The following is a 17,468-nucleotide window of genomic DNA, read 5'->3' as shown; positions in this document are numbered from 1 at the left end:
GTCAGTCCACCACCCGGTGTACCGATGCCACGATCCCGGCCTGCTGGGGGAGTGCGGCCTCCTCCAGTTGCCGGGCGTACGGAATCGGGACCTCGGCCGCACAGACCCGTTCGACAGGCGCGTCCAGGTCGAAGAACGCCTGCTCGGTGATCCTCGCCGAGATCTCGGCAGAGAGACTGCCGCTGCGCCAACCCTCATCGACCAGCACAGCGCGATGGGTTCGCCGGACGGAGTCGAGGATCGTGGCGTCGTCCAGCGGCCGGAGCGTGCGCAGGTCTACGACCTCGGCGTCCACGCCCTCGCCGGCGAGCTCCTCCGCCGCGGCCAAGGCCTTGGCCAGGCTGCCGCCGTAGGCCACGATCGAGACGTCCGTGCCCTTGCGGCGTACCACCGCACGGTCCAGATCGACCTCCCGGACTCCCTCGTCGAGCACCCCGGTCGTGTTGTACAGACTGTTGTGTTCGAAGATCAGCACGGGGTCGGGGTCGGCGAGGGCGGGCGCCAACAGATGACGGGCGTCGTCGAGCGTGGCCGGAGTGAGGACCCGTATACCGGGGATATGGGCGTACCAGCCTTCGAGGCTGTGCGAGTGCTGGGCGGCGAGCTGACGCCCGGCGCCCGTGGTCATCCGGATCACCAGCGGTACGCCAAGTTGACCACCCGACATGTGGCGCAGTGTGGCGGCGTTGTTGAGGATCTGGTCGAGCGCGAGCAGACTGAAGTTGACGGTCATGATCTCGACGATCGGCCGCATGCCCGCCAGCGCGGCGCCGATCCCGGCCCCCACAAAGGCGGACTCGGAGAGCGGAGTGTCCCGGACTCGGTCCGGCCCGAACTCCTCCAGGAGCCCGAGACTCACGCCGAAGCAGCCTCCGTAGCGCCCCACGTCCTCGCCCATGACGAACACCCGGTCGTCCGTCGCGAGTGCTTCCCGCAACGCTTCGCGCAGTGCCTCGCGATAGGTGAGCGCCCCGTCGTCGGCCGGTGTGCTGCCGCCCTTCCCTCGGGTGCTCATGACGGCACCTCCTCGTGCCGCCCGGTGACGTGGCGCAGGAGGCTCTCCACCGGTTCCTCGGGGGCCTGCTCAGCGGTGTGGACGGCGTGGTCGATCTCCTCGGTGACCTCGCGTTCCAGCTTCTTGAGGGCGCTCGCGTCGAGCGGACCGGCCGCCTGCATCCGCTCGGTCAGGATGGCGATGGGGTCGCGCCGCTTCCACTCCGCGACCTCGTCCTTCGGTCGGTAGCGGTCCGGGTCGTACATCGAGTGGGCGCGGAAACGGTATGTCCGCGCCTCCAGGAAGTGCGGACCGTTTCCGGCGCGGATGGAGGTCACAGCTCGGCGCGCGGCCTTCTCCACCGCGTGCACGTCCATGCCGTCGACGGCCCACGCGGCCATCCCGTACGAAGCGGCCCGCATGGCCAGGTCCGTCTGGGCGTGTTCGCGGGCGAGTGCCGTTCCCATCGCGTACAGGTTGTTCTCGCAGACGAAGAGCACGGGCAGCCCCCACAGTGCGGCCAGGTTCGCGCTCTCGTGGAACTCGCCCTCGGCGAAGGCGCCGTCACCGAAGAAGCAGCAGGTGACCTCGTCGTGGCCTCGCATGCGGTCGGCCAGTGCCAGGCCCACGGCAAGGGGCAGTCCGCCGCCGACGATCGCGTTGCCGCCGTAGAAACGCCGTCCGGCGTCGAAGAGGTGCATCGACCCGCCGCGTCCGTGGCTGCAGCCCGAGACGCGGCCGTACATCTCCGCCATCACGGCCTCGGCCGGTATTCCGCGGGCCAGCGCGTGACCGTGCTCGCGGTACGTCGACACCACCGCGTCCTGCTCGGTGAGGGCGTGATGGACCCCGACGGTGACCGCTTCCTCGCCGATGTAAAGGTGGACGAACCCGCGGATCGCTGCGGCGCTGTAGAGCTCCACGCATCGCTCCTCGAAGCGACGGATGAGCAGCATCTCCCGGAGCAGCTCGAAGTCGTGCGCGGCTTCGGGAGCCACCGGGCGCGTCCGCTTGCGGTCCCGGTGTCGGCGCCCGGTTTCCGGGGGCTTGGCGTGGGTGCCTCGTGTGGTGGCCATCACCGCTCCTCTCCGGCCGGCGTGGTCGTCCCGGGGTCCTCTGGGGACTCCAGGGTGGACACGTCGCCCTCGGGCAGGCCGAGTTCACGTGCCCGCAGCAGTCGGCGCATGACCTTTCCACTGCGGGTCTTCGGCAGGTCCCGCGCGAAGTCGATCTCGCGCGGTGCGACGGCGGGGCCCAGACGCCGCCGGGCGAACGCCAGAATTTGACGGCGCAGTTCGGGACTCGACGCGTACTCCGGGCGCAGAGAGACGAATGCCTTGACAATCGTTCCCGCCACGGCGTCGGGGCGGCCGATGACGCCGGCCTCGGCGACCGCCGGGTGCTCCATGAGTGCGCTCTCGACCTCGAAGGGCCCTATCAGATGGCCCGCGGACTTGATGACGTCGTCGGCGCGGCCCACGAACCAGTACCAGCCATCAGTGTCGCGGGTGACCAGGTCGCCGGTCAGGTACCAGCCGTCGGCGAAACATGCCTCGTACCGGTCCCGCTCGTGCAGATAGCCGCGGAACATCGACGGCCAGCCGGGCCGGAGGGCTAGTTCCCCCTGGGCACCGGGCCGGTCGAGGACGCGAACAGAGCCGCCCGCGACCTGGGCGCGGCCGTCGTGGCCGCACTCCAGGACGGCGGCCTCGACACCGGGCAGCGGCCGACCCATGGATCCGGGGCGCACGGGATCGGCGGCAAGGTTGGCAATCATGATCGCGCCGGTCTCGGTCTGCCACCAGGTGTCGTGCACGGGCAGCCCGAGTACCTCCTCACCCCAACGCACCGCCTCCGGATTGAGGGGCTCGCCGACGCTCGCGACGAAGCGGAGCGCCGACAGGTCGTACTGCTCGGGAGGTGTCCTGCCTTCGCCCGTTCGGGGTGTGGCTCGCATGAGCATCCGGAGGGCTGTGGGCGCGGTGTACCAGACCGTGACGTGCTGATCGGCGAGGACGTTGTACCACCGTCGGGGATCAAAATCCCCTTCGTCGACGACTGTGGTCACCCCGTGGGTGAGCGGGGCGATGATTCCGTACGACATTCCGGTCACCCAGCCCGGGTCGGCCGTGCACCAGAACACGTCGCCCTCGTGCAGGTCCAGCGCCTGGGCGGCGGTCGCGTGATGTGCGACGACCGCTTCGTGGACGTGCATCGCTCCCTTCGGTGTCCCCGTGGTGCCGCTGGTGAAGTGCAGCAGTGCCAGGTCCCCGGGGCTCGTCGGCGGGACCGTGAACTCAGGGGAAGCCTCGGCCATGAGAGACGGGAAGGAGGACGTGTCCGGGGGCGGGTCGTCACCGGGGTCGAGCAGCAGGACGTGCCGCAGGCCTGGGAGCCTCGTGCGTATGGGCGCGACCTTGCGCTCGTACAGCCGGCGCGTCGTCACCAGGACTCGAGCATCACCCAACTCCATGCGAAGCGCGACGGGTTCGGGGCCGAAGGCGGTGAACAGGGGGCACAGGACGCGGCCGGCCCGCAAGGTGCCCAGGACGGTGACGTACAACTCGGCCCGGCGGCCGAGCAGGGTGAACACCCTTTCTCCGGGGGCGACTCCGAGGGCGTCGAGCGTGTGGGCGAAGCGGGAGCTGAGGTCGGCGAGCTGTGAGTACGTCAGGGTCGTGAACGATCCGTCGGCCGCCACGCACTGCAGGGCCGCACGCGCTCCGTGCCCGTCGCGCAGCTGCCGGTCGACCGCCTCGTAGCCCATGTTGAGGCCGTCGCCGGGCAGGCCGGCGAGTTGTGCACGTGCCTGTCGCCAGCTGAACGCGGCGCGCGCGCTCTCATAGCCGGGCATGGCCGGCTCCACCCGCAGGGGCTTCATCGCGGTGGCTCCACGTCGAGGGCGAGGCTGGCGTAGGCGAAATCGATCGACTGGTGGAGCGCGACCAGGCCGTCGACGGAGCGCTCACCCCCTTGCGACGCATCGTCCGGGCGGTCTTGCGACGCATCGTCCGGGCGGTCTCGACGCGGTTCCACTCCGGCCGCGCGGTGACGGCTGGGGAGGTCGTCAGCTCCTCGGCGGTCTCCTCATCACGAGATCCACCTTCCTGGGACAGCAGACGCGCGCAGGCCCAGCGGTCCTCGAGGTCGGGCAGCTCGGCCGTGGGCCGAAGGAGGTCGGCCTCCGAGACGACACCGAGCGGGAGTCGCTCGTGGTCGCCGACCGGGGCGGCGGTGATGTCGTTGTCGTTGAAGAGCCGGACTATCTCCTTGAAGAGCGTCGCGGGAGTGAGGGTGACGACCTTGTGTGTCATCACCTCGAAGACGGTGCGATGCTGCATGCTCCTCCTCCTTATCGGAGTCCTGCATGGCGGCATTCCTCACCTTGACCCGTTCGACGTCCCGGCGGGGAGTGCCGGACGGTCCCCTTCTGGGACGGTCGGCCCCATGACGGGTCGGCCGACCGCGGCGGAGAATGGCGGGGTGAGGTATTTCGGGAGGAGAGGGCGATGGCCGGAAAAGGAACGCAACGCCAACCCGAGGATTCCCACGCCGGCGTCGGCTTGTGGGCCCGGGTGGGGGATCGCCTTATGGTCGGTGGCGCGGTCGTGGGCGACGAGGGTCGCGACGGGGAGATCGTCGGTGTGCACCACGCGGACGGCAGTCCACCATTCGACGTGCGGTGGTCGGACACAGGGAAGGTCTCCCTGGTCTTCCCGGGGCCCGACGCACGAGTGCAGCACTTCCCGGCACATTGAGCCACGGGACGTGGACGCCCGGCAGACAACTGCTTGGCCTCCGGGCCCGGCATGTTGGATCCGCCAGCCTCCTCGCCGCCGAGGCGGACGCCCGCAAGGCATCGCTACAGCTGGTGAGCGTCTGGAGCCTGCTCACACGTATCGGAGACCCACGTCATTCCTGCACCCTGCCCGCTGAGCGACTCCGGACTCCCACACCTGTCTCAGCCTGGTGGCGGCGCCCGCAGGTCTGCGCTGATCTGCTGGGGACCTGTCGGACCCAGCACCGGGCCTTTCGGCTCAAGCCGCCCGGGCGCTGACGGTGTCACTGTCGAAGGACAGTCTCGAAGACGCCGGACCGAGCAGTGAAGGAGGCAGTCATGAAGAGCCTCGATGGGAAGGTCGCGCTGGTCACGGGGGGAGCCCGGGGCATCGGTGCGGCAGTGGTGCGCGCCTTCGCCGCCGAAGGCGCCTCCGTACTGATCACCGACGTGCTGGTGGACGAGGGCCGTGCCCTCCAGGAGGAGATCGGCGCACCAGCACGGTTCTACGCGGAGGACGTGACGAATGAGGCCGACTGGACCGCAGCCGTCACTGCGGCCGAGCGCGAGTTCGGACCCGTCTCCCTGCTCGTCAACAACGCAGGAATCCTCGAATTCGGCTCGATCGAGGAGACGGACCCCCGTACCTTCCGCCATGTCATCGACGTCAACCTCTTCGGCCCCTGGCTCGGAATGCGGGCCGTCGCACCATCGATGCGTCGCGCGGGAGGCGGGGTGATCCTGAACGTGTCGTCGACCGCTGGTCTGATGGGATACGCCGCTCTTGACGCGTACGTCGCCAGCAAGTGGGGCCTGCGGGGGCTGACGAAGGCCGCCGCACTGGATCTCGCGGCCGATCACATCCGAGTGTGCTCCATCCACCCTGGACCGATCAGCACGCCCATGACCGCGGGGATGGACGATTCAGTCATCGCGGACCAGCCCATCGCGCGGTACGGCACTCCGGAGGAGGTGGCGCGGATGGCGGTGTTCCTGGCCGCCGAGGCCACGTACTCCACGGGCTCGGAGTTCGTGGTCGATGGCGGCGCCACCACCGGCAGCACGGTGCTCGCCGGATCGGAGGACTGACTCGCTCGCTCCCCCGGGGGCTTTCTGTCCGGCTCCGTCCGTGCGGTCTTGCCCTTGCTCTCCCACTCGTCCGTGCTGACCTCGCTCCCCCTTGCCGTCGTCAGCCGGTTCCGCCGTCTCCCGGTTGAGCGCACCATGACACAGGCTCTGCGGCAGCGGGGGCCCTCCTCGTTGTCAGGCCGGAGGCTCGCCGTCAGCACGGCCACCCCGGCGGCGCGGAGCACGGCGGTCAGCGGCAGCCGCTTCTTGTCCACCGGTTCCGTTCCGCCGGGCACGCCTGGCGCCGGCCGCTACGTCAGGACAGGGCGAGGCCGCAGCTGTAGGCAGCCGAACCCGATCCGGAGTAGGACTCCAACTCCAGGTAGTACGTCCCGCTGCCGGACGCCGTCCGGGTGTAGGAGACCGACTCGTCCGCGCCGCGCCCGTCGTGATGCACGGCGCGGCCCATACCGACTCCAAGGTGCTGGCAGCCATCCGTGCCAAGCTCGCGCGCGGGGCGGTCGTCGCGGGGTCGAGCGCGGGAGCCCAGATCATGGCCGGTGCCGACATGATCACCGGAGGGGAGTCCTACGAAGGTCTGCGCGACGGCAGTCGTGCGGGCTACTTCGAGGACGCGTCCACACTCGGTTACCTGCCGCAGGGCGGCTTCGACTTCCTGCGCTCAGGCCTGCTGGACACCCACACCGGTACGTCGGGCCGCGAAGGCCGCTCGCTGCGACTGGCCGCCGACACCGGCCATCAGCGCGTCTACGCGCTGGAGGAGAACACCGCTCTCGTCGTCGAGCGCGCCGGCTCCCGCGACGAGAGCATGCGGGTCGTGGGTCCTCAGGGCCTCGCCGTGTTCGACCTGAGGCACGCCCGCACCCGCGAGGGAGCTGCCGGCTGGTCACTGAGCGGGGCCGACTACAGCTATCTCACCGACGGTGACCGCTACGACCCCCGGCACTGGCGGGTGCGTCCCGCCGCGGACAAGACGCGCCTGCGTCCGCGGGAGCGGACCGCGGTGCCCGGGAACAACGACGTGTTCTACTCCCTGGCCAACGCCGACGGCGTGCCGTACAGCTTCCTGGGTACGGCGCGTGCCGGCTATCCGGCAGCGGGGTTCGAGACGATCGCGACCATCGCCGAGCGTGCGGCGGTCAGCGCGCCGACCGTCCTGCGGTTCGTCGGACGCCTCGGCTTCCGAGGCTATCCCGACTTCCAGGCCGCCCTGCGTACCGAACTCGACGAACGCAGCGCGTCCCCGCTCTCCCTGTACGAATTCGCCGTGCACACCGCGTCCGCGGACGCGGACGACCAGTCGCTGCTGCAGCTCGGCAGCCGGCTCTTCGCCACGGCGCTCACCCAGAGTCTCGCGGAGCTCCCGCCGCACGACGTCAACCGGGCCACCCAGCTGCTGACGGATCCCAAACGGCGGATCGTCCTCGCCGGCGGGCGGTTCACGCACCTCCTGGCGCAGTACCTCGGGCTGCATCTGATGCAGTTGCGCGACGGTGTCATGTTTCTGCCGGACCGTGACGTGGAACGCACGGCCGTGCTGGCCGCACTGACCCGCCGCGATGTGCTCGTCGTCTTCGACTACCGTCGCTACGAGAAGGACAAGGTAGCCATGGCCCAGCTCGTGCGCGAGCAGGGAGGGAAGGTCGTCCTGTTCACCGACACCTGGCTCTCCCCGGCCACCGCGCACGCGGAGGTCGTCCTGCCGAGCCAGGTCACGTCCCCTTCCCCCTACGACAGTCTCGTCCCCACGATGGCCGTCATCGAGACCGTCGTGGCGGCGGTCATCGCGTCGCTGGGCGAGGCCGCACACCAGCGCCTGCGGCACGGCGAGGACGTCGCCCAGCGCGCGGGCCTGGTCTGACCGAAGCACGGGTCTCTGACCCGGGCGCCGGGACTCAGTTGGTCACGCGCAGCAGCCACCGGGCGACGCGGGCTCCTCGACAGCCGCAGTGGAAGCGGAAGCAGCGGTACCGATCTGCACCGGAGCGGGCGCCGGGGCGCAGCAACCGCCACCGTCCGCCTCTCCCGCAGAAGGATCGTCGTAGAGTCCGGCGCCGCCGCAGACTCCGGTCTCGGGGAGGGTGAGCTCGACTCGGTCGGCGGACTCGATGTCACCGGCGATGGCGGCGGCGACGGAGCGGACCTGTTCGTATCCGGTCATGGCCAGGAACGTGGGGGCCCGGCCGTAGGACTTCATGCCGACGAGGTAGATCCCCGTCTCGCGGTGGGACAGTTCGCGGTGGCCGTGCGGGTAGACCGTGCCACAGGAGTGCTGGTTGGGATCGATGAGCGGGGCCAGCTCGACCGGTGCCTGAAGGCGTTCGTCGAGGCCGATGCGGAGTTCGGAGAGGAAGGAGAGGTCGGGGCGGAAGCCGGTCAGCACGATGATCTCGTCCACCGGGTCCAGGCGGCGGCCGTCCTCGCCGACCAGTACCGAGCGGCCGTCGGCGTCGCGCTCGACGGCTTCGGTGCGGAAGCCGGTGACGGCGTCGGCGTGGCCCTGGTCGACGGCGGCCTTGGCGGCGAGACCGAGGGCGCCGCGGGCGGGGAGCTCGTCGGCTGCGCCGCCTCCGAAGGTGGAGCCGCTGATGCCGCGGCGCAGGATCCACACCGCGTGCGTGCCGGGCTCGCCCTTCGCGACGTCGGCGAGGGTGGCCAGGGCGGTGAAGGCGGAGGCTCCGGAGCCGATGACGGCGGTGCGCTTGCCGGCGTAACGGGCGCGGACGGCCGGGTCCTTCAGGTCGGGCACGCGGTAGGTGATCCGGCCGGCCGCCTTCTCCTCGCCGAGGGCGGGCAGACCGGAGGCGCCTGCGGGGCTCGGGGTGCCCCAGGTGCCGGAGGCGTCGATGACCGCGCGGGCGAAGACCCGCTCTTCGCTGCCGTCCGCGGTGGTGAAGTGCACGACGAAGGGCTGGCTTTCGCGGTCCGCGTCGACGATGCGGTCGCGGCCGGTGCGTGAGACCCCGGTGACGGTGGCGCCCAGGCGGACTCGGTCACCCAGGGCGTCGGCCAGCGGCTGGAGGTACAGGTCGGCCCAGTCCCCTCCGGACGGGTACGTCGTGGCGTCGGGCTTCGTCCAGCCGGTCGGTGCCAGAAGTTTCTCGGCGGCCGGGTCGGTGACCTCGCCCCAGGTGGAGAACAGCCGCACGTGTGACCAGTCCCGTACGGCGCTGGCGGCGGCGGGGCCGGCCTCCAGGACCAGCGGCTGGAGTCGTCGCTCGACCAGGTGTGCGGCGGCGGCGAGTCCGGCGGGGCCGGCGCCGATGACGACGACCGGCAGGTCTGCAGTGATGGTCATAGCGGTGATGTCCTCCGTGAGAGGCGACCGGTCCGGTCGCTGTTTCGATTGCTGTCGATGTCTTGGAGCTTGCCACCGGTATTGATGAGTGTCAACATAGACACATGTCGAATTTCGAGGTTGCGGAGCTGCCGGTCCTGGATGCCGGTGACGTGGTGCCGTGCTGCCCGCCGATCACCGCAGGGGAACTGTCGCAGGGCGACGCGGAGAGGATGGCCGTGATGTTCAAGGCGCTCTCCGACCCGGTGCGACTGCGCCTGTTCTCCAAGGTCGCCTCACATGCGGGCGGTGAGGCGTGTGTGTGCGACATTTCCGATGTCGGCGTCTCTCAGCCGACCGTCTCCCACCATCTGAGGAAGCTGCGCGAGGCAGGGCTGTTGACTTCCGAGCGTCGCGGGACCTGGGTCTACTACCAGGTAGCCCCCTCCGTCGTGGCCGCCATGTCAGCGATGCTCGACCTGCGCCCGACCGCCGACCGCTGAGCGGCTCGGCTGGTCAGCCGGCGCGGCCGGGCCGGGCGGCAGCGCCAGATGCGCATGGAGCGCGGAGACACGCTCGGCCGTGGAGGCGCCGTCGACGCCGCAAGTGTGTGTCCCCTGATTGCCGCAATTATTGCAAGAGAAGCCTGGCGATGTCCGCGGCCGCCTCCCGGGCAGGCCGGCCTACGCCGATGAGGGTGGCCGAGGCGGGACCGGTCCAGTCGCCGTAGCCGAGCAGGTGCACCCGGGGGTCGTCCACCGCCTGGGTGCCGCGGGTGGCGATATGTCCTCGAGGCCCTCGAAGGCCCAGCGGCGCGAGGTGGGAGAGAGCGGGGCGGAAGCCGGTGCACCAGATCACCGCGTCCGCGGGTGCGGTCGTGCCGTCGTTCCACCGGACGCCATCGGCGACGAGCCGCTCGAACATGGGCCGTGCATTCAGCAGACCTGCGTCCCGGGCGGCGCGGACCGGCGGTACGGCCACGATGTCCCCCAGGGACGCGACGCCGCCGGTGTCGGCCCGTCCTTGGTCGAGGGCCTGGCGGTGGGCGGTGGCGGCGTCGAAGAGGGCGCGGCCGTCGATGTCGTCGGCCAGGAAACGCGCGGGCCGTCGGGTGACCCAGGTCAGGTTGGTGTGCGGGGCGAGGTCTGCGGCGATCTGCGCACCGGAGTTGCCTCCTCCGACCACGATGACCCGCTGCCCTGCGAACTCGCGAGGGCCGCGGTACTGCACGGTGTGCAACTGACGGCCTGCGAACGTCTCGCGGCCGGGTACGGCGGGGAGAAAGGGACGCCACCAGGTCCCGGTCGCCGAGACGACCGCACGGGCGGACCAGGCACCCCTGTCCGTCTCCACCCGCAACCGCTCACCATCACGGTGCACGGCCCTTGCTCGGACCGGTCGTTGGACGGGCAGGGCGTATCGCTCCTCGTACGCGGAGAGGTACTGGACGACGTGATCCGCGTCCGGGTACTCCGTCCCGTTCTGGACGGGCATCAGCCAGCCCGGGAGAGAGGAGTACGCGGCCGGGGAGAACAGGCGAAGGGAGTCCCATGTGCGCTGCCACGCGCCGCCCGGTGTGGGCTGGGCGTCGAGGATGACGAAGTCGAGGTTCTGGCGGCGCAGGTGGTAACCGGCGGCAAGTCCTGCTTGGCCGCCGCCGATCACCACGACGTCCACCGCTCGCGTCACCAGTTCACCGCCGTGTCGACGCCCGGCATCTCGGCTCCCGCCACATGCCCGCGCAGCGCTGCTCCCGCCGTCGGCTGGGTGGCGACGCGGGCCGGGGCGTGGACGGCGGAGTGCGGGCGGGAGCCGAGACCTTGCATCAGTGCTGCGTGGCGCTGGTGATGAGCGCGGACGAGGTGAACTTCTTACGCCAGGCCAGGGCCACGTACACCAGCGCGATCAGGACCGGGACCTCGATCAGCGGGCCGACGACGCCGGAGAGGGCCTGCCCGGAGGTGACGCCGAAGGTGGCGATGGCCACCGCGATGGCAAGCTCGAAGTTGTTGCCCGCCGCGGTGAAGGCCAGCGTGGCGGTGCGGTCGTAGGCCAGGCCGATGGACTTGCCGATCAGGAAGCTGCCGAAGAACATGATCGCGAAGTACACGAGTAGCGGCAGCGCGATGCGGACCACGTCGAGCGGCTGCGAGGTGATCGTCTTTCCCTGGAGGGCGAAGAGGATGACGATCGTGAAGAGCAGGCCGTACAGGGCCCAGGGGCCGATCTTCGGCAGGAACTTCGCCTCGTAGGACTCGCGGCCCATCTTCTTCTCGCCCAGGCGGCGGGTGAGGAAGCCGGCCAGGAGCGGTACGCCGAGGAAGACGACGACGTTCAGCGCGATCTTCCACATGGAGACGTCGAGGTGCTCGCCCTCGCCCAGGCCGAGCCAGCCGGGGAGCAGGTCGAGGTAGAGCCAGCCGAGCAGGCCGAACGCGATGACCTGGAAGACCGAGTTCAGGGCGACCAGGACCGCGGCGGCCTCGCGGTCGCCGCAGGCCAGGTCGTTCCAGATGATGACCATGGCGATGCAGCGGGCGAGGCCCACGATGATCAGGCCGGTGCGGTACTCGGGCAGGTCAGGCAGGAAGATCCACGCCAGCGCGAACATGACGGCCGGGCCGATGATCCAGTTGATGACCAGCGAGGAGGCCATCAGCTTGCGGTCGCCGGTGACGGCGTCCAGCTTGTCGTAGCGGACCTTGGCCAGGACCGGGTACATCATGATCAGCAGACCGACGGCGATCGGCAGGGAGATGCCGCCTATTTCGACCTTCGCCAGAGCGTCGTTCAGGCCGGGGATGAGCCGGCCGAGGCCGAGGCCGAGGGCCATCGCGATCAGGATCCAGACGGCGAGGAAGCGGTCGAGCGTCGACAGCTTCCGCACCACCGAGGAATCCTCGGTGGTCGCGGGTGCTTGCGTGGGGGTCACGGACAGGCCCTCTTGTTCTCGGCTGCGGTACGGGCGGACTCGGCCAGGTCGGCGAACTGACCGGCAAGTTGGGCGATGACGTCCGGGCGGAGCTTGTAGTACGTGAAGCGGCCGCACGGCTCGGTCTCCACCACCCCGGCCTCGCGCAGGACTCTCAGGTGGTTGGAGAGGTTGGTCTGCCTGGCACCGGTCTCCTCCACCAAGTGGGTGGTGCACAGAGTCTCGCGGGCGAGCAGGGTCACGATCTGGAGCCGGAGCGGATCGCCCAGCACCCGGATCAGTTCAGTGTCGACTGACGTCATCATGTGCTGATACTCTCACACATCAGTGGCTGCTGATGCCACCGGGTGCTGATGTCAGAAGCGCCTGATTCGATCGTGAGACGAGAGACCTCCTGATGTCCGAGAAGCCCTCCGTGCTGTTCGTTTGTGTTCACAACGCCGGCCGTTCCCAGATGGCCGCCGCGTGGCTGACCCACCTCGCCGGAGACCGGGTGGAGGTCCGCTCCGCCGGATCGAACCCGGGCGACGCGGTCAACCCCGCCGCTGTCGAGGCGATGGCCGAGGTCGGTATCGACATTTCCGCCGAGACCCCCAAGATCCTGACCGTGGACGCGGTCAAGGAGTCGGACGTCTGCATCACGATGGGCTGTGGCGACACCTGCCCCGTCTTCCCCGGCAAGCGCTACCTCGACTGGGAGCTCGAAGACCCCGCCGGTCAGGGCGTCGCGGCGGTGCGCCCGATCCGCGACGAGATCAAGGTCATGGTCGAGGGCCTGATCAAGGAGATCGCGCCGGAGCCCTCGTCATGAGCGGCGACATCCGCAACGTCATCGTCATCGGCTCCGGCCCCGCTGGGTACACCGCCGCCCTGTACACGGCGCGCGCCGACCTCAAGCCGCTGGTCTTCGAGGGCTCGGTGACCGCGGGCGGCGCCCTCATGAACACCACCGAGGTCGAGAACTTCCCCGGCTTCCGCGACGGCATCGTCGGCCCGGACCTCATGGACAACATGCGGGCCCAGGCGGCACGCTTCGGCGCCGAACTCGTCGCGGACGACATCGTCGCCGTCGACCTCACCGGCCGCATCAAGACGGTCACCGACACCAGCGGCACGGTCCACCGGGCTCACGCGGTGATCGTCACCACCGGATCCCAGCACCGCAAGCTGCACCTCGACCGCGAGGACGAGCTGTCGGGCCGCGGAGTCTCGTACTGCGCGACGTGTGACGGGTTCTTCTTCCGCGACCGCGACATCGTGGTCGTCGGAGGCGGCGACACGGCGATGGAGGAGGCGACCTTCCTCACCCGCTTCGCCAGGTCCGTCACCGTGGTGCACCGGCGCAGCGCGCTGCGGGCCTCCCAGGCGATGCAGAACCGCGCGTTCGCCGACGACAAGATCTCCTTCGCGTTCGACAGCGAGATCGCGGAGATCAAGGAGGAGGGCGGCGCGCTCTCCGGCCTCGTCCTTCGCGACACGTTCAGCGGACAGACCCGGAATCTCGACGCCACCGGCCTGTTCGTGGCGATCGGCCACGATCCGCGCACCGAGTTGTTCACCGGTCAGCTGGATCTGGACGACGAGGGATACCTGAAGGTCGACGCCCCGTCGACCCGCACGAACATCCCCGGCGTGTTCGGGGCGGGCGACGTCGTCGACCACACCTACCGTCAGGCCATCACCGCCGCGGGTTCCGGCTGTGCGGCTGCCCTGGACGCCGAGCGCTACCTCGCCGCCCTCACCGACACCACCCAGAGCGCTGATCCGGACAAGACGCCGGCCGCGGTCTGACCACCCCCTGCGGGACTCCGCCCATGCCTGGACCGCACAGCCCATCGGCCGTCTCCATGACGCCGGCTCACGTCACGAGAACAGGGCCTGGGCGAAGGCGATGCCGACGAAGACCGCGCCGAGCCCCGCCACGATGGAGGCGACGACGTTGGCCGCGGCGAAGAACCTCGCACCGCTTTCGGCCAGGCGCAACGTCTCGTAGGAGAACGTCGAATACGTGGTCAGCGCCCCACACAGTCCGACGCCCAGCAGCAGCTGCACGGTGTGCCCCGCGGTACCGGACAGAGCAGCGCCGGTGAGGAACCCGAGGATCAGGCAGCCGACGACGTTGACCGTGAAGGTGCCCCAGGGGAAGACGGTGTCGTGGCGGGCCTGGACGGCCCGGTCGGTGAGGTAGCGCAAGGGAGCGCCGACCGCGCCGCCGATGGCGACCAGCAGGAAGTCGCTCACCGGTCCGCCCGGTGTGCGCCGTGGAACTGCACGATCTGAACGGGTTCCAGGGTGATCAGGCCCTCGATGTCCAGTTCTTCCAGCTGCGGGACGAACGCCTGGACGCGATCTTCGGTATCGACGATGACGACGGCCACAGGCAGGTCGTCGGCCATCGACAGCAGCCGGGTGGTGTGCACGATCTGCCGACCGCCGAAGCCTTCCATGCCGTGGAAGATCGAGGCGCCGGAGAGCCCGGCGGCATGGGCCCGGTGCACGATCTCGCTGCACATCGGCTTGTGGTGCCAGGTGTCGGTGTCATCGACCAGGACGGTCAGCCGCAGCGCGGCCTGTGTGCTCCAGCTCATGATTGGCTCCACTTCGCCAGGATGCGGCGCGTGCTCCACGCGCCCACGGTCACCGCGGCCAGTGCGGCCAGGGCTGTTGCCGCCAGGTAGGTGAGCGCGATTCCCGCACGGTCACCGGTGACGAGGCGCTCGATGTCCACGCAGTAGGTGGAGAAGGTGGTGAAGCCGCCCAGTACTCCGGTGCCGAAGAACGGGCGCAGCAGGGGATGGGCGGAGAAGATCTCGGTGACGGCGACGAGGAAGACACCGATCACCAGGCACCCGGCGGCATTCACGGCCAGGGTGGTGAAGGGGAAACTGCCGGTCGCGGTCGGCCATGTCTGGGCGGCGCCGAAGCGGGCGAGCGCGCCCAGCGCCCCACCGACCGCGACCACCAGCAGGACACCGTAGTGCGAACGCCGCAGTTCCTTGCGTTGCCGGATATCGGCCAGGTCGATATCGGGATCGGTGGGCTCTGCCCCGGTCGACAGCCCGGATTCGTCCGAAGACATGCTTCTCCCCACACGTGGTGCCCTGTCCGCGCCATACGGACAGGATTCTTCACGGGCAGGGACTGTTGGTGGCTGCATCGCCACGGTTCGGGTACGGCGAGCCCCACCGCCGTGCGGCAGAGGACCACCGCTTACGCCAGGTTAGTCGCGCCACGTGTGAAGCGCGGGGCCGGGCCAGTCACCAAGCACCTCGTGTCCCAGGATGGCCTGCCCGCAGTTCGCCGATTCTTCTGCCCCCTGGCCGGCAGTGGCTTCGGACCGATCGCGAGCAGTGTCTTCCAGCAGGCGGACGCACGTAGCGCTGTTTGCCCCCCGCAGGATGCGCGGGTGAGGTGCTACTGCTGTGGTGGGAGGGCTGATACCTGGGTCGCCCGGGCATCCGATCGCCGGTCCAGTGGAGGGCAGCGGCAATGTCGAGCAGTGTGAATGCGGAACCCCGGGGCGCGATGGCGGGTGAGCGGCCTCGGAGTCTGCAGTTGCCGGGGGTCATCCTCGGTGTGGGTCTGGGTGGCTTCGTGGACGGGATCCTGTTGCACCAGCTGCTGCAGTGGCATCACATGCTGACCAGCACTGATGACGACCGGATCGGGGTGAAGTACTACCCGGCGAACACCGTGGCCGGTCTGGAGATGAACACGGTGTGGGACGGGATCTTCCACGCGATCTGCTGGGTGGCGGTACTCGCCGGTCTGGCGATCTTGTACGCGCGGGTGACGCACGGCCGGCGCCGGGTGTGGACGTCCCCGGCGTTGTGGGGCTGGATCCTGGTCGGCTGGGGACTGTTCAACCTCGTCGAGGGTGTTCTCGACCATCACATCCTCGGGATCCATCACGTCTACGCCGGTGACCAGCAGATCTGGTGGGACCTGGGGTTCCTGCTGCTGGGCGCCGTCCTGGTCGCGGTGGGCTGGTTGATCCAGCGCCGGGCGAGGCCCTTCGGCCCGGAGGGTGACGGGCCGGTACGGGAGGCGCGGCGCGCATGACGGGCCACCCCGCACATCACCATGAGGAGACCGGCGGCCTGCCGCTGGACGTTCTGCTGTTGACGGTGTTCGTCGTGCTGCTGGCCGGTGGCTACGTGCTGCTGGCGGGCCGCGCGCGTCGGCGCAATCCGCAGGCCGGATGGAGCCGGTGGCGCACCGGATGGTTCCTGGCGGGGTGCGCGCTCCTGGCGGCCGGGTTGCTGCCCCCGATCGCGCCGTGGGCCCACGGTGACTTCCGCGGCCACATGCTCCAGCACCTGCTGATCGGTATGTACGCACCGCTGGGGCTGGTGCTGGGAGCGCCCGTCACGCTGCTGCTGCGGAATCTGCCCGCTGACAAGGGGCGACGTCTGACCGGCCTGGTCCGGAGTCGCCCGGTGCACGTGCCGGCCAACCCGGTCACCGCGCTCGTGCTCATCGTCGCCACGCTGGGGCTGCTGTACTTCACGCCGATCTACAACACGCTGTCGGCGCACACGTGGCTGCACTGGCTGCTGCACGCCCACTTCCTGCTCGCCGGGTGCCTGTTCACCCACGCCATCGCCGGCCCTGACCCGGCCCCGGCCCGGCCCGGGGTTCCGGTGCGCCTGGTGGTGCTGGGCGTGGCGATCGCCGCGCACGCGGTGATCTCGCAGCTCATGTACGGCGGCTTCGGCATCAACATCCACGCCCCCGTCGACCAGGTCCAGGGCGGCGCTCAGATCATGTACTACGGCGGTGACATCGCCGAGTTGCTCCTGGCCGTCGCCCTGGTAGCGACCTGGCGCCGGCGGCCCGCCACCCGCCGGGCCCCGCGGCCGCAGCGCCGGCCGGAGGCGCGGCCCGCGGTGCCGTGAGCCGCTCATCCCTTTCGCTGCCGCCGATGGCGCGGCGGCGCCTTGTGCTATTCCTTGACGCCGTTGAGCGCGGACAGGGCGGCGTCCAGCCGGCGGGCGACTTCCTCGGCGACGGGCTCGAGGGCGTCCTGTCCGGTCAGGGTGACCATGGTGTCGGGGTCGAGGGCCTGGACGGTGACGCGCTCGCCCTCGGACCGGACGACGACGTTGCAGGGCAGCAGCAGACCGATGGAGCGATCCACTTCGATCGCGCGGTGTGCCAGGGGCGGGTTGCAGGCGCCGAGGATCAGGTAGTTCTCCATCTCGTGGCCCAGCTTCTCCTTCAAGGTGGCCTGCACGTCGATCTCGGTCAGGATCCCGAAGCCCTGTTCGGCCAGTGCCTCGCGTACGGCAGTCACGGTCTGTGCGAAGTCGCCGTCCACGTGCACGGTGCGGCTGTAGTTCATGGCCGTTTCTCCTTCTTCTCGTCCGGTGTGCTGATGCGCTCGGAGTCCGCGGGG

The 17,468-nt window shown here is 69.8% G+C and carries 22 protein-coding genes; 8 read left to right on the top strand and 14 right to left on the bottom strand.

What is annotated here, in order from left to right:
* Nucleotide 1: 1 nt before the first annotated feature.
* The 4 genes from ACFU5K_RS17570 to ACFU5K_RS17555 are packed head-to-tail and all read right to left on the bottom strand — an operon-like array spanning nt 2 to nt 4,335.
* Entirely contained in the window at nt 2–1,015 is a 1,014-nt protein-coding gene (locus tag ACFU5K_RS17570) for an alpha-ketoacid dehydrogenase subunit beta (protein ID WP_384062201.1), read from the bottom strand.
* Nucleotides 1,012–2,070, bottom strand: coding sequence for a pyruvate dehydrogenase (acetyl-transferring) E1 component subunit alpha (gene pdhA / locus ACFU5K_RS17565; RefSeq protein WP_384062198.1), 1,059 nt, complete (start codon nt 2,068–2,070; stop codon nt 1,012–1,014). The genes ACFU5K_RS17570 and pdhA overlap by 4 nt, the downstream gene beginning before the upstream one ends.
* A complete protein-coding gene (acsA, locus tag ACFU5K_RS17560) occupies nt 2,070–3,848 on the bottom strand; it encodes an acetate--CoA ligase (RefSeq protein ID WP_384062196.1) in 1,779 nt (592 codons plus the stop codon). The genes pdhA and acsA overlap by 1 nt, the downstream gene beginning before the upstream one ends.
* A complete protein-coding gene (locus ACFU5K_RS17555; RefSeq protein ID WP_384062193.1) occupies nt 3,835–4,335 on the bottom strand; it encodes a CBS domain-containing protein in 501 nt (166 codons plus the stop codon). Before ACFU5K_RS17555 ends, acsA begins: the two co-directional genes overlap by 14 nt.
* A gap of 168 nt (nt 4,336–4,503) precedes the next feature.
* On the opposite strand from ACFU5K_RS17555, the gene ACFU5K_RS17550 reads away from it, so the two are divergent.
* Entirely contained in the window at nt 4,504–4,752 is a 249-nt protein-coding gene (locus ACFU5K_RS17550) for a DUF1918 domain-containing protein (protein ID WP_384062190.1), read from the top strand.
* A 359-nt stretch (nt 4,753–5,111) separates the two neighbouring features.
* Nucleotides 5,112–5,861 (top strand): SDR family oxidoreductase, encoded by a 750-nt coding sequence (locus tag ACFU5K_RS17545; RefSeq protein ID WP_384062187.1) that lies wholly within the window; start codon nt 5,112–5,114, stop codon nt 5,859–5,861.
* A 295-nt stretch (nt 5,862–6,156) separates the two neighbouring features.
* Here the strand turns inward: ACFU5K_RS17545 and ACFU5K_RS17540 are convergent, their stop codons facing one another.
* Nucleotides 6,157–6,309: a hypothetical protein gene (locus ACFU5K_RS17540; RefSeq protein WP_384062185.1), complete on the bottom strand. Its 153-nt coding sequence runs from the start codon at nt 6,307–6,309 to the stop codon at nt 6,157–6,159.
* Between the two features lie 12 nt (nt 6,310–6,321).
* On the opposite strand from ACFU5K_RS17540, the gene ACFU5K_RS17535 reads away from it, so the two are divergent.
* Complete coding sequence (locus ACFU5K_RS17535; protein WP_384062183.1) at nt 6,322–7,722, top strand: SIS domain-containing protein; 1,401 nt, start codon at nt 6,322–6,324, stop codon at nt 7,720–7,722.
* 42 nt (nt 7,723–7,764) lie between these two features.
* Here ACFU5K_RS17535 and ACFU5K_RS17530 read toward each other — a convergent pair whose 3' ends face one another.
* Nucleotides 7,765–9,159 carry an NAD(P)-binding domain-containing protein gene (locus ACFU5K_RS17530; protein WP_384062180.1) on the bottom strand — a complete coding sequence of 465 codons (1,395 nt, stop codon included), beginning with the start codon at nt 9,157–9,159 and terminating at the stop codon, nt 7,765–7,767.
* A 104-nt stretch (nt 9,160–9,263) separates the two neighbouring features.
* Here ACFU5K_RS17530 and ACFU5K_RS17525 point away from each other — a divergent pair, with 104 nt between their 5' ends.
* Nucleotides 9,264–9,641: an ArsR/SmtB family transcription factor gene (locus ACFU5K_RS17525; RefSeq protein WP_384062177.1), complete on the top strand. Its 378-nt coding sequence runs from the start codon at nt 9,264–9,266 to the stop codon at nt 9,639–9,641.
* Nucleotides 9,642–9,768: 127 nt separating this feature from the next.
* On the opposite strand, the gene ACFU5K_RS17520 is transcribed toward ACFU5K_RS17525, so the two are convergent.
* Genes ACFU5K_RS17520 through ACFU5K_RS17505 form a run of 4 tightly spaced genes read right to left on the bottom strand, consistent with a single transcriptional unit; the run spans nt 9,769 to nt 12,375 of the window.
* Nucleotides 9,769–10,827: an ArsO family NAD(P)H-dependent flavin-containing monooxygenase gene (locus tag ACFU5K_RS17520; protein ID WP_384062174.1), complete on the bottom strand. Its 1,059-nt coding sequence runs from the start codon at nt 10,825–10,827 to the stop codon at nt 9,769–9,771.
* Nucleotides 10,824–10,964, bottom strand: a complete 141-nt coding sequence (locus ACFU5K_RS17515) for a hypothetical protein (RefSeq protein ID WP_384062171.1) — start codon at nt 10,962–10,964, stop codon at nt 10,824–10,826. Before ACFU5K_RS17515 ends, ACFU5K_RS17520 begins: the two co-directional genes overlap by 4 nt.
* The gene (gene arsB, locus ACFU5K_RS17510) at nt 10,964–12,070 is read right to left on the bottom strand and encodes an ACR3 family arsenite efflux transporter (protein ID WP_384062169.1); all 1,107 of its coding nucleotides are present in this window, start codon (nt 12,068–12,070) and stop codon (nt 10,964–10,966) included. Before arsB ends, ACFU5K_RS17515 begins: the two co-directional genes overlap by 1 nt.
* Entirely contained in the window at nt 12,067–12,375 is a 309-nt protein-coding gene (locus ACFU5K_RS17505; RefSeq protein WP_023416076.1) for a helix-turn-helix transcriptional regulator, read from the bottom strand. The genes arsB and ACFU5K_RS17505 overlap by 4 nt, the downstream gene beginning before the upstream one ends.
* A gap of 92 nt (nt 12,376–12,467) precedes the next feature.
* Here ACFU5K_RS17505 and ACFU5K_RS17500 point away from each other — a divergent pair, with 92 nt between their 5' ends.
* Nucleotides 12,468–12,881, top strand: coding sequence for an arsenate reductase ArsC (locus tag ACFU5K_RS17500; RefSeq protein WP_384062166.1), 414 nt, complete (start codon nt 12,468–12,470; stop codon nt 12,879–12,881).
* Entirely contained in the window at nt 12,878–13,861 is a 984-nt protein-coding gene (gene trxB, locus ACFU5K_RS17495; protein WP_384062165.1) for a thioredoxin-disulfide reductase, read from the top strand. The genes ACFU5K_RS17500 and trxB overlap by 4 nt, the downstream gene beginning before the upstream one ends.
* 72 nt (nt 13,862–13,933) lie before the next feature.
* On the opposite strand, the gene crcB is transcribed toward trxB, so the two are convergent.
* From crcB to ACFU5K_RS17480, 3 genes are read right to left on the bottom strand one after another with little or no spacing between them, the layout of a single operon-like run.
* Complete coding sequence (gene crcB / locus ACFU5K_RS17490; RefSeq protein ID WP_384062162.1) at nt 13,934–14,311, bottom strand: fluoride efflux transporter CrcB; 378 nt, start codon at nt 14,309–14,311, stop codon at nt 13,934–13,936.
* Nucleotides 14,308–14,658 carry a DUF190 domain-containing protein gene (locus ACFU5K_RS17485; RefSeq protein ID WP_384062159.1) on the bottom strand — a complete coding sequence of 117 codons (351 nt, stop codon included), beginning with the start codon at nt 14,656–14,658 and terminating at the stop codon, nt 14,308–14,310. Before ACFU5K_RS17485 ends, crcB begins: the two co-directional genes overlap by 4 nt.
* On the bottom strand, nt 14,655–15,149 hold the full coding sequence (locus tag ACFU5K_RS17480; RefSeq protein WP_384062157.1) for a fluoride efflux transporter FluC: 495 nt from the start codon (nt 15,147–15,149) through the stop codon (nt 14,655–14,657). Before ACFU5K_RS17480 ends, ACFU5K_RS17485 begins: the two co-directional genes overlap by 4 nt.
* A gap of 410 nt (nt 15,150–15,559) precedes the next feature.
* On the opposite strand from ACFU5K_RS17480, the gene ACFU5K_RS17475 reads away from it, so the two are divergent.
* Nucleotides 15,560–16,132: a DUF2243 domain-containing protein gene (locus ACFU5K_RS17475; protein WP_384062154.1), complete on the top strand. Its 573-nt coding sequence runs from the start codon at nt 15,560–15,562 to the stop codon at nt 16,130–16,132.
* Entirely contained in the window at nt 16,129–16,968 is an 840-nt protein-coding gene (locus tag ACFU5K_RS17470; RefSeq protein ID WP_384062152.1) for a cytochrome c oxidase assembly protein, read from the top strand. The genes ACFU5K_RS17475 and ACFU5K_RS17470 overlap by 4 nt, the downstream gene beginning before the upstream one ends.
* A gap of 47 nt (nt 16,969–17,015) precedes the next feature.
* On the opposite strand, the gene ACFU5K_RS17465 is transcribed toward ACFU5K_RS17470, so the two are convergent.
* The gene (locus ACFU5K_RS17465; protein ID WP_384062149.1) at nt 17,016–17,414 is read right to left on the bottom strand and encodes a DUF302 domain-containing protein; all 399 of its coding nucleotides are present in this window, start codon (nt 17,412–17,414) and stop codon (nt 17,016–17,018) included.
* Nucleotides 17,415–17,468 lie beyond the last annotated feature (54 nt).

It is taken from the genome of Streptomyces sp. NPDC057428, assembly GCF_042803195.1.
Lineage (GTDB): Bacteria > Actinomycetota > Actinomycetes > Streptomycetales > Streptomycetaceae > Streptomyces.
This window is presented reverse-complemented; position numbering and strand designations above follow the sequence as displayed.

Bases quoted from the DNA above. Each gene is read 5' to 3' on its own strand.
- ACFU5K_RS17550 (WP_384062190.1), top strand. From the start codon at position 4,504: ATGGCCGGAAAAGGAACGCAACGCCAACCCGAGGATTCCCACGCCGGC.
- ACFU5K_RS17480 (WP_384062157.1), bottom strand. From the start codon at position 15,149: ATGTCTTCGGACGAATCCGGGCTGTCGACCGGGGCAGAGCCCACCGAT.
- ACFU5K_RS17505 (WP_023416076.1), bottom strand. From the start codon at position 12,375: ATGATGACGTCAGTCGACACTGAACTGATCCGGGTGCTGGGCGATCCG.
- ACFU5K_RS17555 (WP_384062193.1), bottom strand. From the start codon at position 4,335: ATGCAGCATCGCACCGTCTTCGAGGTGATGACACACAAGGTCGTCACC.
- ACFU5K_RS17485 (WP_384062159.1), bottom strand. From the start codon at position 14,658: ATGAGCTGGAGCACACAGGCCGCGCTGCGGCTGACCGTCCTGGTCGAT.
- ACFU5K_RS17570 (WP_384062201.1), bottom strand. From the start codon at position 1,015: ATGAGCACCCGAGGGAAGGGCGGCAGCACACCGGCCGACGACGGGGCG.
- ACFU5K_RS17530 (WP_384062180.1), bottom strand. From the start codon at position 9,159: ATGACCATCACTGCAGACCTGCCGGTCGTCGTCATCGGCGCCGGCCCC.
- ACFU5K_RS17545 (WP_384062187.1), top strand. From the start codon at position 5,112: ATGAAGAGCCTCGATGGGAAGGTCGCGCTGGTCACGGGGGGAGCCCGG.
- ACFU5K_RS17500 (WP_384062166.1), top strand. From the start codon at position 12,468: ATGTCCGAGAAGCCCTCCGTGCTGTTCGTTTGTGTTCACAACGCCGGC.
- ACFU5K_RS17475 (WP_384062154.1), top strand. From the start codon at position 15,560: ATGTCGAGCAGTGTGAATGCGGAACCCCGGGGCGCGATGGCGGGTGAG.
- ACFU5K_RS17515 (WP_384062171.1), bottom strand. From the start codon at position 10,964: ATGCAAGGTCTCGGCTCCCGCCCGCACTCCGCCGTCCACGCCCCGGCC.
- acsA (WP_384062196.1), bottom strand. From the start codon at position 3,848: ATGCCCGGCTATGAGAGCGCGCGCGCCGCGTTCAGCTGGCGACAGGCA.
- ACFU5K_RS17540 (WP_384062185.1), bottom strand. From the start codon at position 6,309: ATGGGCCGCGCCGTGCATCACGACGGGCGCGGCGCGGACGAGTCGGTC.
- trxB (WP_384062165.1), top strand. From the start codon at position 12,878: ATGAGCGGCGACATCCGCAACGTCATCGTCATCGGCTCCGGCCCCGCT.
- pdhA (WP_384062198.1), bottom strand. From the start codon at position 2,070: ATGGCCACCACACGAGGCACCCACGCCAAGCCCCCGGAAACCGGGCGC.
- ACFU5K_RS17525 (WP_384062177.1), top strand. From the start codon at position 9,264: ATGTCGAATTTCGAGGTTGCGGAGCTGCCGGTCCTGGATGCCGGTGAC.
- ACFU5K_RS17470 (WP_384062152.1), top strand. From the start codon at position 16,129: ATGACGGGCCACCCCGCACATCACCATGAGGAGACCGGCGGCCTGCCG.
- ACFU5K_RS17465 (WP_384062149.1), bottom strand. From the start codon at position 17,414: ATGAACTACAGCCGCACCGTGCACGTGGACGGCGACTTCGCACAGACC.